Source organism: Streptomyces sp. NPDC028419 (genome assembly GCF_055565515.1).
Map to the genome: position 1 here is coordinate 1 of NZ_JBVHUE010000052.1, position 13,214 is coordinate 13,214.

The 13,214-nt window shown below is 75.4% G+C and carries 10 protein-coding genes; 5 read left to right on the forward strand and 5 right to left on the reverse strand.

All coding sequences use genetic code 11. From position 1 onward, the window contains the following. Positions 1-106: 106 nt before the first annotated feature. Entirely contained in the window at positions 107-235 is a 129-nt protein-coding gene (locus ACZ4UB_RS36685) for a hypothetical protein (protein WP_468077167.1), read from the reverse strand. 172 nt (positions 236-407) lie between these two features. On the opposite strand from ACZ4UB_RS36685, the gene ACZ4UB_RS36690 reads away from it, so the two are divergent. The 5 genes from ACZ4UB_RS36690 (at position 408) to ACZ4UB_RS36710 (ending at position 7,116) form a co-directional block, all read left to right on the forward strand. Continuing rightward, positions 408-1,136, forward strand: a complete 729-nt coding sequence (locus ACZ4UB_RS36690) for a phosphopantetheine-binding protein (RefSeq protein ID WP_468077169.1) — start codon at positions 408-410, stop codon at positions 1,134-1,136. A 349-nt stretch (positions 1,137-1,485) separates the two neighbouring features. Continuing rightward, complete coding sequence (locus ACZ4UB_RS36695; protein ID WP_468077171.1) at positions 1,486-3,420, forward strand: beta-ketoacyl [acyl carrier protein] synthase domain-containing protein; 1,935 nt, start codon at positions 1,486-1,488, stop codon at positions 3,418-3,420. After that, positions 3,417-4,277 (forward strand): 4'-phosphopantetheinyl transferase family protein, encoded by an 861-nt coding sequence (locus tag ACZ4UB_RS36700; RefSeq protein ID WP_468077173.1) that lies wholly within the window; start codon positions 3,417-3,419, stop codon positions 4,275-4,277. The genes ACZ4UB_RS36695 and ACZ4UB_RS36700 overlap by 4 nt, the downstream gene beginning before the upstream one ends. 313 nt (positions 4,278-4,590) lie before the next feature. After that, positions 4,591-5,412, forward strand: coding sequence for an AfsR/SARP family transcriptional regulator (locus tag ACZ4UB_RS36705; protein ID WP_468077175.1), 822 nt, complete (start codon positions 4,591-4,593; stop codon positions 5,410-5,412). Positions 5,413-5,568: 156 nt separating this feature from the next. After that, on the forward strand, positions 5,569-7,116 hold the full coding sequence (locus ACZ4UB_RS36710; RefSeq protein WP_468077177.1) for a class I adenylate-forming enzyme family protein: 1,548 nt from the start codon (positions 5,569-5,571) through the stop codon (positions 7,114-7,116). Between the two features lie 238 nt (positions 7,117-7,354). On the opposite strand, the gene ACZ4UB_RS36715 is transcribed toward ACZ4UB_RS36710, so the two are convergent. The 4 genes from ACZ4UB_RS36715 to ACZ4UB_RS36730 all read right to left on the reverse strand — a co-directional run bounded on the left by ACZ4UB_RS36715 (position 7,355) and on the right by ACZ4UB_RS36730 (position 13,135). Beyond that, the gene (locus ACZ4UB_RS36715; protein ID WP_468077179.1) at positions 7,355-9,460 is read right to left on the reverse strand and encodes a condensation domain-containing protein; all 2,106 of its coding nucleotides are present in this window, start codon (positions 9,458-9,460) and stop codon (positions 7,355-7,357) included. 268 nt (positions 9,461-9,728) lie between these two features. Continuing rightward, positions 9,729-10,646, reverse strand: coding sequence for a 4'-phosphopantetheinyl transferase family protein (locus ACZ4UB_RS36720; RefSeq protein WP_468077181.1), 918 nt, complete (start codon positions 10,644-10,646; stop codon positions 9,729-9,731). Continuing rightward, the gene (locus tag ACZ4UB_RS36725; RefSeq protein WP_468077183.1) at positions 10,643-12,079 is read right to left on the reverse strand and encodes a hypothetical protein; all 1,437 of its coding nucleotides are present in this window, start codon (positions 12,077-12,079) and stop codon (positions 10,643-10,645) included. The genes ACZ4UB_RS36720 and ACZ4UB_RS36725 overlap by 4 nt, the downstream gene beginning before the upstream one ends. A gap of 93 nt (positions 12,080-12,172) precedes the next feature. Beyond that, positions 12,173-13,135: an aromatase/cyclase gene (locus ACZ4UB_RS36730; RefSeq protein WP_468077185.1), complete on the reverse strand. Its 963-nt coding sequence runs from the start codon at positions 13,133-13,135 to the stop codon at positions 12,173-12,175. Positions 13,136-13,214 lie beyond the last annotated feature (79 nt).

The following is a 13,214-nucleotide window of genomic DNA, read 5'->3' on the forward strand; positions in this document are numbered from 1 at the left end:
CCCCCCCCCCCCCCCCCCCCCCCCCCCCCCCCCCCCCCCCCCCCCCCCCCCCCCCCCCCCCCCCCCCCCCCCCCCCCCCCCCCCCCCCCCCCCCTGGCCACCGCTCCTACTGGAGGGCGATGTTGCCGAGGACGTCCGCGTCCGAGTTCTCTTCCACGCCCTCGGTGACCTCGCCGCCGGCGCCCGGCGCCACTTCCGACTCGGAGCCCGTCACATTCTTCTTCTTGCTCGCCACGATGCTGTCTCCTTCAGACGCGGAACACCCATGAATACCTCATCGAGATTCACCGGACGAAAGCGTCCGCGTCAAGGCCCTCACCCCCCGCCCCAGTGCAATTCCAGGCCCCCTCCAGGAAATTGCGGAAAAGTACCGTGGGACCGGGATCCGACACGGGGAGACGCCCATCATGACCACTGCCCCGCACACTCCCGCCGCCGACGTGCTCGCCGAACTCACCGCGGTACTGGCGGGAATGACCGGCGTCGAGGTGCACGCCGTCGACGCCGAGCGGCCGTTCACCTTCCTGGGGATCGACTCCCTGCTGGGCGCGCAGTTCCTGAGCGCACTGGGCGCCCGCTACGGCATCCGGCTCCCCTCCGACGCGCTGTACGAGCACCGGACCCCGGCGGCGCTGGCCCGGCACGTCGCCGGGCGCCTGCACGCGCCCTCCGCCCCGGCGCCGTCCGCGCCCATGACCTCCTGGTCCCCGCTGCGGCCCGTACGCCGCCCGGCCGCGCTCGCCGTGGCCGCCGACCCCGTCGGCCTGACCGCGGTGCTGCGCGGCCAGCTCGCGCGGATCCTGCGCTGCGCGCCCGAGGACATCGATCCCGCGACGCCCTTCACGATGCTGGGCCTGGATTCCATCCTGGCGGCGGAGTTCATCGCGGGCATCAACCAGACCTGGGACCTGACGGAACAGACCGCCCTGCTCTACGAGCACCCCGACCTCGCGGCGATGGCGGCGTACGTCACCACCCGCGTGACCGGCACCCCCACGGCGCCCCCGCCGTCCCCCGCCCCCACCGCACCACCCACCACCCAGGGCCCAGGACTCGACCTGGAAGCCCTACTGGACGCGGTACGCGACGACATACTCACCATCGACGAAGCCGCCGCCCTACTCGCCACACGCTAGGCGCCCCCACCCCAAGCAACGCCGCAAATCCAGCCCCGCCGGCGCCAGGCGCCCCACTCACCGCGCCCTAGGCGGCCCCTCCCCCGAGCAACGCCGCAAATCCAGCCCCGCCGGCGTTTGAGGCGCCCCCGGAGGGCACCCCCAAGCCGCAGACGAAAGGCACCCGGGCCGCCGCCCCACTCACCGCGCCCTAGGCGGCCCCCTCCCCCGGGCGGGACCACAAGATCCACCACCCCCACCGGCGCCACGCGGCCCCTCCCCCGGGCGGGACCCCAAGCTCCAGCCCCGCCGGCGTTTGAGGCGCCCCCGGAGGGCACCCCCCGGCCGCAGACGAAAGGCACACCAGGCGATGGAAGACCGGGAAATCCTGACGCGGTTCAAGAGCGGCACCCTGGAGCGCCGCCGCGCGATGGCCCTGCTCACGGGCAGCCCGACCGCGACCCTCGCCACGAGGCCCCACCCCGCGCCCCCCACCCAGACGAGCACCCCGCGGCCCCCCGAACCGTGCGCGGTCATCGCCTTCCAGACCCGCTTCCCCGGAGCCACCGACCTGGCCGCCTTCTGGCACCTCTCCCTGGCCCCCGACCCCGCACCGCAGGCCCCCCCGGCACGAACCACGGCCACACCCCCCACCCCCCAGGCCCCCCGCCCGACCCCACCCACCGCAAGCACCGCAGGCACCGCAGGCACCGCAAGCACCGCCCCGACCACCACGAGCCGGGTCACCCCCGCCCCCACACCCCCCACACCCCCCGCGGCCCCGCTCCCCCACCGCCCCGCCCCGGACACCGAGGGCCACTTCCTGGACGACGTGGACGCCTTCGACCCCGACCTCTTCGGCATCGACCCCGCCACCGCGGCCCGACTCGACCCGCAGGAGCGGCTGTTGCTGGAGAGCGCCCGGCAGGCCCTGGAGGGCGCCGGTTGCCACGGCGCCCGGCTGGACGCCCTCGGCTCCCCCGACGGCGCCACCACCTCCCGCAGCGTCGGCGTCTACACCGCCGTCACCTCCCACGACTACGCCCTGCTGAACCCCGCCGGGACCCCGCACGGCGACCCCGCCGGCCGGCTCTCACGCCTGCTGGACCTGCGCGGGCCCAGCCAGAGCGTGGACACCGGCGCCTCCTCCTTCCTGACCGCCCTGCACCTCGCCCTCGCCGCCCTGCGCGCGGGCGAGTGCGCGGCCGCCCTCGTCGGCGCCGCCGAACTGCGCCTGCACCCCGGCCGGTTGCGCCCCGGGGACGGGGAGGGGGTCGCGGCCGTCCTCCTCAAGCCGCTGTCCGCCGCCCGCGCGGACGGCGACCGGGTGCAGGCCGTGATCCTCTCCAGCGCGGTCGGCCACCCGGGGCGCGGACCCCACGCCCCGCTGCGGGAACGCCTCGTGCGGGGCGCCCTGGCCACCGCCCGGGTCCCGGCGGCCACCGTCACCGTGACCGAGGACTCCCGCGGCGCGGCGCCCCACGTCGGCCGGGCCGGGGCCGCGACCGGCGCGGCCGCGCTGGCCCGGGCCGTCCTGCAACTGCGCCACGCCACCCTGCTCCCGGCCTCGACCCCGGCGCCGGCCGACCCCGGCCGCGCCCAGCCCGCCCCCTGGCCCGCCGGACCGCCCCGCCGCGCCCTGGTCGGCGTACACGAGGACGGCGCCCCGCAGGCCGTGCTCGTCCTGGAAGAGGCCCCCGCCCCGGACCCGCGACCGGCCCCGGCCCCGGAGCCCGCCGGCGGTCCGCGGTTGGTGCTGCTGTCGGCGCCGACCCCCGAGCACCTGGGCGCCACCGCCGGGCAGCTCGCCCGCTGGCTGACCGCCCCCACCGGGGCGGCCCGCGGAGCGGTCTGCGACCTGGACGCGGTGGCGGGCGAACTGCGCTCCGGCCGCGCCCCGATGGACTGCCGCCTCGCCGTCGTCGCCACCGACGTGCCGGCGCTCGCGAGCGCCCTGGCCGCCTTCGCCGCACCGCCCCGGGCCCCGGGAGCGAGCGCCACCGGCCCCGACCACCCGTACGCACCCCCCGTACGCAGCGCCGATCTGCGCGCCGCCGGCGCCCGCGACCCGCTGCTGCTCGGGGACCTCGACGAGACCCGCGCCTACGTCGACGCCCTCTGGCGCGGCGGCCGACTCGAACAGCTGACCCGGCTGTGGCTGGCCGGGGTCGACGTCCTGACCGCGGACCGGGCACCCGGCGCGCGACCGGTCCTCGACCTGCCGACGACCGCGGCCCGCCCCCGCCCGTTCTGGTTCCCCGCGCCGCCGGACGCGGACCGCGCCGAGCGGGGAGACCTCGGGTGAGCGGCGGCACGAACCGGCAGCAGCTGGTCGAGGCGGCCGCCGCCCAGCGGCCCGTCGCCGAGGCGGTGACCCTGTGGCTGTGCCCCAACGACGAGGTCAGCCCGGAGCTCGCCGCCCTGCTGGCGGGGCACTGGCTGGACGCCCACGAGCACAAGACCGCGGGGAAGTTCCTCTTCGAGCGGGACCGCAGCCAGTACCTCATCGCCCACACCCTGGTGCGCCGCGCCCTGTCCCTGGAGGCGGGCCTGTCCGAGGCCGAGCTGGTCATCTGGCGCTCCGCCCGCGGCCGGCCCTTCCTGCGGCCCTCCCCCGACGCCCTGCCGCGCGGCGGCGCCCAGTTGGACTTCAACCTCTCCCACGCGGGCGGCTACAACCTGCTCGGCATCGTGCGCCACCAACGCATCGGCGTGGACGTCGAGCGGATGGACGACCGCGACGCCCAGGCCATCACCACCATCGTGCGCACCTTCGCGCCCACGGAGCGGGACTGGGTGGACGAACTGCCCCCGGGGCGCGAGCGCGACCGGCGCGCGCTGCGCGTGTGGACGCTCAAGGAGGCCTACTCCAAGGCCCGCGGCCTGGGTCTCGGACTGCCCTTCGACAGCTTCGTCTTCACGATGGACGCCGAGCGCGGCGTGCACGCCTTCGAACCGCCCGAGGACGACACGGCCCGCCCGTGGTGGTTCATCGAGCTGGAGCCGGTCCCCGGCGTCCTGGTCGCCGTAGCGGTGCCCGCCGACCCCGGGCAGGACGCGGTGGTCCAGCTCAACCACGGCTTCCCGTGGAGCCGATCCGACCCGAAGAATTTTCCGTTGCCGAAGCCGGTCGGCGGAATCCACGCATCCGTTCCGGCCTGACACCCTTCGAATCCTTTACCGATAATTTAAAAACAATCGCGGATCCTCTCACCCTCCGGAAAGTTGATCTATATCGAGATCCACTTCCCTTCGGACATCCGTCCACGGCGACATCCACGCCCCACCCAGCCCGCCCTGACCTGCAAAAAGGCCGAATTCATACCGTTCTGATTGATCGTCATAGAAGGGCGCTTGAGGACCACTACAGGAAATAGGGAAAAACCTACGGCCCCCGCTAGCGTGCCTGGAGCGGGGGCAGTTTTCTGCCCACCGGACGGAAAAGACAAGGAACTCGACGAGTACGGAGGAGACCGTGAGGATTCAGGTTCTGGGTCCGTTGAGTGCCGAGGTCAACGGGGGATCCATCGTTCCGACCGCGGGTAAACCACGGCAGGTTCTGTCGCTGCTCGCGCTCTATCCGGGGCGCGTCATGCCGGTCCCCACCCTCATGGAGGAGATCTGGGGGACGCAGCCGCCGCAGAGCGCGCTGACCACCCTCCAGACGTACATCCTCCAGCTGCGCAGACGCCTCGGCACCGCGATGGGGCCCGACGCGCCCGGCGGGGCCAAGGAGGTACTGGCCACCCGGCACGGCGGCTACCTGCTGCAGATCCCGGAAGAGAGCGTCGACGTACACGATTACGACCGCCTGGTCCGCGAGGGCCAGGCGGCCTTCGAGACGGGCGACAGCCAGGTCTCGGCGGCCCGTTTCAAGGCCGCGCTGGACCTGTGGCGCGGACCGGCCCTGGTCGACGTCCGCGTCGGCCCGATCCTCGACATCGAGGTGATGCGCCTGGAGGAGAGCCGGCTCGTCACCGTGGAACGGCGGATCGACGCGGACCTGCGCCTCGGCCGGCACGCCGAGCTGATCGCCGAGCTGACCGAACTGACCGCGCGCCACCCCCAGCACGAGGGACTGCACTCCCAGGTGATGGTCGCGCTCTACCGCTCGGGCCGCCAGGCCTCGGCACTGGAGGTGTACCGCAAGCTGCGCATGCGGCTGATCGAGGACCTGGGCGTGGAGCCCTCCCCGCAGTTGCAGCGCCTGCACCAGGCGATGCTGTCCGTGGACCCGCAGCTCGACGTCTTCGCGGGCCCCCGCCACACCTCGACCTTCGACCTCTTCGCCGCCTGAGGGCCCGCCCCGGGCCGGTACCCGTACCTCCCGGGGCGCCTCTCCCCTCCCCGCTCCTCGAAGGCCTCTCCAGCCCCGGTCCAGCCGGGGCGCGGACAGTGATGGGTCATCACCGGCCCGCCGCTTGGAGTGCCGTTCGGAGCCAGGAGGTCGCACGTGCCCATCCTGAGGTACCTGGAGAACCCGCTCGACGACCTGCTGCGGCGGGCCGCGGCCCGCGGGGGCGACGCACCCGCCGTCACCACCGCCCGTACGACGCTCACCTTCGCCGCGCTCGACCGGGAGGCCGACCGGATCGCGCACGCCGTGCGCCGCCTCGCCTCCCGCCCCGGCGCCGTGGTCGCGGCGGCCGCGAGCCTGGACGCGGTGTTCCCCGCCGTCTACTACGGCACGATCCGCAGCGGCCACCTGCTGGCCCTCGTCGACCCGTCGACCGGGCCGGCCGCCCTGCACGAGATGCTCACCACGGCCGCGGCCGAGATCGCCTTCGTGCCCACGGCCCTGGCCGAGCTGTTGGTGAAGCTGGAGGACCAACTGCCGCACCTGCGCACGATCGTGGTGACGGACGCCGTCGACGAGGTGACCCCCGGATCGGCGCTGGCGCTGTCCACGGCGCTGGCCGGAGCACCGGACACACCGCTACGAACGGGCCCCCCGGCCGACGTGGACGGCGTGGCCTGCCTGCACTTCACCCCGCACGCCGACACGGTCCGCTTCAGCCACCGCAACCTCATCGCGGGCGCCGCGCAGACCGCCATCGCCCAGGGCCTGGACGCGACGTCGGTCACCGTGAACCACCTGCCCTCCTACCACCCCGCCCACCTCAACGCCGCCGTGCACGCGGGCGCCCGGCAGGTCCTCTGCGCGGACCCGGCGCCCTGGGCCGGGATCGCGCTGGCCGCCCGGGTGGGCGCGGGCCACTACTACGGCCTGGCGAGCCGGCTCTCCCGACTGGCCGCCGACCGCCGCTTCGCGCCCGGGCACCCGGACCTGCCCGGCCCGGAGCTGCGCGCGGTGCTCTGCGGCGGCACCCCGCTGGAGCCGGCGACCGCGCGGCGACTGCGCGACGTCCTGGGCGCGCCCGTCCTCCAGGGGTACGGCCTGAGCGAGGTCTGCACCCTCTCGCACCACCAGGTGCCCGGCTCCCGGCCGGACCTGGGCGCGGTCGGCGTCCCGCTCCCGGGCACCGAGTGCCGGGTGGTCGCCCCCGCCGGGCGGCAGCCGGTGGCCGTGTGGTCGACCGGCGAGGTCGAGATCCGCGGCCCGCAGCTGACCGCGGGCTGCGGGGCGGACGGCTGGCTGTCCACGGGTGACGTGGGCTACCTCGACGAGGACGGCGGCCTGTACGTCGTCGACCGCCTCGGCTCCGTCTTCACCTGCGACGACGTCCTCATCGCGCCGTCCCTGATCGAACGGGTCATCGGCGAGGACCCGCGGGTCGCCGAGTGCGTCGTGGCCGACTGGCCCGACCCGGCACACGGCGCCCGGGTCTGGGCGGGCGTAGTCCTGCACCCCCACGTCCCCGCCCAGCTCGACACCCTGAACTCGATCGCCGAAGCCGCCAACGCCCGCCTCTCCGAAGCCGAACGCATCCACCACCTAGAAGCCCTGCGATCCATCCCCCGCACCCCCACCGGCACCCCCGCCCGCCACCACCTCCGCCCCCACCTCCACTCCCTCCCCCCAACCAACCCCACCCCCTAACCACCAACATCCAAGACACCCCCAACCCCAGCCAACCCCACCCCCGCCAACATCCGAGACACCCCCAACCCCAGCCAACCCCACCCCCGCCGACGTTCGAGGCGCCCCCAACCCCAGCCAACCCCAGCCCCGCCAACATCCAAGGCCCCCACATCCAGCCAGCCGACATCCGAGGCCCCGCCAAACCCAGCCCCGCCGGCGCTTGAGGCGCCCCCGGAGGGCCCCCACCGGCGACCCCCTACCGCACCGGCACCAAAACCCCCTCCAACCCCCGAGCCAACGCATCGGCCGAAGCCTCCACCCCCGCAACCCCCGTCATCACCACCGTCACCAAAGGACCCACCGCCCCCGCCCCCGCCACCACCGCCCCCGCCAACGCCTGCGCCACCCCCGCCCCCGCCCCACACCCACACAGGAACAACCGCCCCCCGGGCACCAACACCCCGTCCAACACAGAAGGCACCACACCCGCCCCCACACCCACCCCCACATCCGCACCCAAACCCCCACCCAAACCCCCACCCACCCCCGGCACCCACAACGCAACCACCCTCTCCGGCCCCCGATGCCGCCGCGCGAACAGCTCGTACGCCCCCACCGCAACCCCCGGCACGGCCACCAGGCAGATCACATCCGCCCCGGCCCCACCCACCCGCAGCGTGCGCACGGTCACCCGCCGCGACAACGGCGGCCGCGGCGCCACGGACGGCACCTCGACGTGCGCCAGCAGGGCCAACGCCTGGCCCACCGTCGTCCCCGCGTCCGGCATCTGCGCCAGCGCCCGCAACAGCCCCAGGCACTGCCCGAGCGCCGCCGACGCATCCTCGTCGGCCACGCTCTCCCGGTCGTACACCGCGCTGAGCGCCAGCCCCCCGCCCCGCTCGTGCCGCGCGTTGAGCGTGATCGGCAGGCTGGTACCACCGGCCACCGTCCGCGGCTCGTCCACCTCGATCCCCTGCGCCTCCAGTTCGGCCCGTACACCCGGCGGGAGTTCGGGCCGGTGCTCGAAGGACACGACGGTGTCGGTCAGCCGTTCGCCGTCACCGCGCCCGATCCACGCCCGGATCCGGTCCCCGGACACCCACGGGTACGCCGCCAGGTCGAGCGACGCGTCCCGCACCTGCTGGAGCAGCTCGGCCAGCGGCGCCGCCGGGTCCACCCGCACCGTCATCGGCAACGGATGCCCGAGCACCCCCGGGATCCCCGCGGCCCCCGGCAGCGCGATGTCCCGCGGCCCGAGCTGCACCCCGAAGCTCACCCGCAGCGGCCCCGCGGCGCCCGCCGCCCGGTACAGCAGCAGCGCCCACACCACGTGCAGGGCGCTGCTCTCCCCGGCCCCACGGGCCGCGGCCCAGGAACGCAGCCCGGAACTGTACGGCTCGACCAGCCGCCTGCGCTGCCGTCCCGAGCCGCTCTGCCGGGTGTCGGTGCCCCGCCGACCCACCGCGGTCGCGGCATGGCGCGGCGGACCGGTCCGCGTCCACAGCTCGCGCGCGCCCTCGCTGTGCTGCCGGGCCAGCCAGTCGGCGTGGTCGCGCAGGTCGGGGCGGCGCTCCCCACCGGGCAGCACCCCGCCGGCCAGGTAGGCCCGGTAGAACTCGCGCAGCAGGAGGTGCACCCCGCGCTCGTCGAGCAGCGCCCGGTGGTAGGTCAGCAGGACCCGTACCGGCTCCGCGGGCCGCCCGTGCAGCAGGGTCAGCCGCAGCAGCGGCGGCCGGTCCAGGGCGAAGGCGTGCAGCCGGTCGGCCGCGAGCAGTTCGGGCCAGCCGATCTCCCCGTACGCGCGGTGGACGACGTCGACGTCGGCACGCGGGTGCAGCACGAGCCGGGCCACCACCGTCCAGTCGAAGGCCGCCCGCAGCACCACCTCCCGGTCGGCCACCGACTGCCAGGCAGCGGCGAAGCGCGCCGGGTCGAGGGGACCCGACCAGTTCCAGTGGAGCTGCTCGATGTGCCGGTCGGGGCCGCCGTGCCGGGTGACCGCCTCCCGCAGCAGGTCCCGCTGGTGGCCGACCAGGGTGACCGTTTCCCCGGCCCCCGCACGCGGGCCGAGCAGATCGGCGAGCAGCTCGGCGCCCGGCCCGCCCCCGGCGTCCCCGGCGTCCCCGGACGCACCCGCCCCGGGAACGAGCCGCAGCGTGTGCCGCCCCGGCCCGTGGCACTCCAGCGTGACCTGGAACTCCCGGTGGCGCCCCGCGATCCGCGCGGCGAAGAGCTCGGCGTCGGCGTCGTCGCGCAGTCCGCGCACGCCGAAGACGAGCGCGCGACCGGGCGTACGGCGCCCCGCCTCGCACACCACGGCGAGGACCGGCCCCGGGCTCCTCGGGCCCGATGCTCCGGTCATCGCCGTCCCGGCCTTCCCCCGGCCGCCACCGGGAGCTGGAGGAGGCCCGGCCTATCCGACCCGGCCGGCACGACGGCCCCCGACCCGAACGCGACACGGCACGGGCACGGGCACGCCCCCGCACACGGCGGCAGGCACGCACATCCACATCGGAACCAACATCGGCGTCGGCATCGTCATCGGCATCGGGCTCGGACTGTGCGTGGGCTGCGCTGCGGCGAGTCCCCTTGCCTTCACGGCGTACGCCTTCCCTTGGCCCGGCCGGAGGTTACCGGTCCAAAAAGCGTAGTAGGCCCGTCGGTTCGGGGACCCTTTCCTCAAGCGGCCCTGCAGCGCGCCGCGAACCGGAGTCCGCCGGCGCCGCCACGGGCACCGCGCCCGCCCGCACCCGCCGGTGCGCCTCGCTGACCAGATAGCGCCCCTGGACCAGATGCGTGGCGAAGCTCCACCGCTCCTCCGGGTCCCCGCCCCGGGTCTCCCCCGGCACCTCGGCCAACACGGCCCGCGCCGCGCCCCCGCCGGCCCCCGCCCCCGCCCCCGCCCCGATCGGCTCGATCACGAAGCCGAAGCCGGCGAAGCTCCGCCGCATCCCGTGCCCGAGCGCCTTCGTGTACGCCTCCTTCAGCGTCCACAGCCGCAGCATCCGGGCCCTGCGCTCCTCTTCGGGCAGCAGGGCCAGCTCCGCGTCCTCCGCCGGGGTGCACACGTGCTCGCGCAGCAGCTCGAAGGAGATCTCCCGCGCCGCGGGTTCCGCGTCCACCCCGATCGGCCCGGTCCGGCTCACCCCGACCACGATCAGCTCGTCGGTGTGCGCCAGGCTCACCTCCAGCTCGCCCCCGAGCCCGCGCAGCACGGGCCGACCACCGGGCCGGTACCCGAGGTCGAGGGTGTCCACGGGCACGTTCAGCGCGCTCGCGGCGGTGTACTTCATGACCAGCCGGGACACCGCGAAGCGCATCCGGCCCGCCGCGGTCGGCCCCTGCCGATAGCGCGGCCAGTCGTGCCCGAGCAGTGGCCGCAGCGCCGGATCCAGCAGCGCGGCCGTCAGCCACTGCCCCCAGGTGGTGCAGACGACCGCCCGACCCTCGTCGTCGAGCCGGTCGCCGAGCTCGTCCCACGGCCCGTCGGGCCCGGCGACCGCCAACGGCGCGGACTCCGCCGCCGCCCCCGCCCCTGCCGCGTTCACCACAGCACCCGGGTCGCGTAGAGGTCGCAGTCGACGCCGAGCCGGTCGCGCCCGTCCAACTCCGCCCACACCCGCTGCTGCGCCTCGATGTCAGCGGGCCCGCCCGGGCCACCGGGACCGATGCCGAGCCGGGCCGCGATCCGCGTGGCCGCGAGCAGCGGCCAGTGTTCGCCGCCCAGGAACAGGCCCCGCCCCGCGACGGCCCCCTGCACTCCCAGCACGGCGGCCGCCAGCAGCAGCATCGCCTGCCGGTCGGCCAGCGCCCGTACCGCCGGATCGGCGCGGCCCGCGTGCGCGGCGGCCAGGCACGGCCCGTGCAGCGCGCGCTGCTCGCTCACCAGCCGGCCCGCCACCCGCGCCAGCGCCGCGGTGACCGCCTCGCCTCCCGCGACGGCGGTGGAGAGCCGGGCCGCGGCCCCGGTGAGCACGCCGACGAGGGTGTCGTCGCCCTCCGGCGCCGGGGGCACACTCCGGGCCGGCATGGCCTCGCCCAGCCGGAAGAGCACGGCGCCCGTGGTGTCCGAGCGGCGTTCGAAGGCACAGGCCAGTGCGGGCAGTTCGCGCACCAGGTCCGTCTGGTAGGCGCAGACGTCCGCCGGTCCGGCCCCGGACCGGGACGCGTCCGCCACCAGTTTGGCCACCATCCGCCGCTCCAGGGAGTCGGCCGGCCGCCCGCACTCGCCGAGTACGAGGTCCAGCTCGTCCAGCACCCCGCCGACCACCAGCACGGTCGCGTAGCCGACGGCCGCGCGCACGGCCCGCCCGCCGCCCTGCGGCAGCGCACTGGCCCGCAGGCCCACCGCCACCAGGGCCTCGCAGGCCAGCAGATCGGCGAAGACGGCGGCCAGCGGGCCCCGCCACTGCCGGACCACCGGTTCGGTCCGACCCCGCTCGGCGACCATCCGTACCGCCGCGCGCAGCACCGTACCCGTGGTGGCGATCAACGCCGCCGGGCCGAGCAGCGCGGCGAACTCCCCCGCCCGCTCGGGCACCGGCTCCTCCCGCCGCGTCGCGGCGATCAGGGCCCGCGCGCCGTGGGCGTACCCGAACGCCAGGTCCCGGCGCAGCAGCGGGCGCAGCACGCGCACGAGGTCGTCGGCGGCGGTGAAGCGTCCGCCCCGCGCGGCCGGCACCAACTCGGCCCGCACCGCGGCCTCGACGGCGGTGCGCTGCACCCCGCCGACCCGGCCGCCGGTGCCCTCGCGCAGCGCGTGGAAGCCGTAGGGGTTGGCCTCGTCGTAGGGGTCGGAGAGCAGCGCCTCCAGCCGTACCGCCCGCAGCGCGACGTCCACGGTGGGCGCGAGGGCGGCGTAGGGGTGCGCGAGCGCGAAGTGCCGCGCCCGCGGCGGCCGGTCGACGACCGGCCCGGCCGGCTCGACTTCGGGGAGGACGACCGCCCGCTCCTGCACGGGACCGGACCGGATGAGCGCCATCGAACTGCTCCTTGTCATCAACGAGGTCGTGACCCTCGAATCCATCGGAAGGCGGCCGAGGGGAAGCCGGCGAACCTCACCGCGCACGAGGTGTCATCGCAGCCTGCGCACGGCGCTCTGCGCGTGCCACTTGGCCAGCCCGAGCACCTCTTCGCTCGCCCGCCCCAGCCAGCCGCGCACGTACCTGCGGGCCTCGGCGAGGCTCGTCCCCTCGCCCAGCACCCGCCCGACGGCCTCCTCGCTCAGCATCACCTGCTGCGCGCAGACCACCCGGACCCCGTCCTCGTCCGGCACCAGGGACCATTCGCCGCTGTGCGCGGCGATCAGTTCGGGGGTGACCAGTTCCTTGTAGACGATCCGCCCGGCCGAGGGGAAGCACAGCCGCACCGCCCGTGTGGACACCGTCCGCCCGCCCGGCGCGGCGCAGGTGTCCACCACCGCCACCTGTACGCCCGGCACGTCCTCGATGACGCTGGACCACTCCACGTGCGGGACGGATTCGCTCCAGTCCCCGATCCTGTAGAGGAAGTCGTAGACCAGCTCGGCGGAGCCCTGGACGTGCACGCTGTCCTCGAAGGAGAACAACAGCCCGTCCATCCGCTCCCAGCGCTCGGCGGTCTCCTTGAGGTGGGCGAGCTCCGCGTCCAGTTCCGCCCGCCACTCCCGCTGGCTGCGCTCGCTCTCCGCGGCGGGCAGACCGATCAGGGTCCGGCGCTGGCTCAGGGTCACCAGCGATCCGGTGTCACCGTCCGGTCGGACGCTCCAGGTACCGGACACGGGCGCGCCCAGCCGGGCGGTGTCCTCCTGCTCGAAGTCGACCGCGCGGGCGTGGGGGCGCAGCACCCGTCGGACGTGGAAGGAACGGACCCGGTCCCCGGCCACGTCCCACAGCCGCAGCCGTTCGTGTTCGCCGTCGAAGTCCATCCGCTCGACGTGGACGGGGGAGGGCAGCAGGAGGGGCCAGCGCACGGCGTCGGCCAGCAGTCCGTAGACCACGCCGGCCGGGGCGGCCACCCACGCCGTCTGCTCGCTCGCGTGCACACGCTGCGACGACATGAACGCCCCTTTCACCTCTACGGGTGCCCTCCAGGGTGCACGTCCCGACTCGAACCTCCCTCAAGCCGTTCGCCGCCGG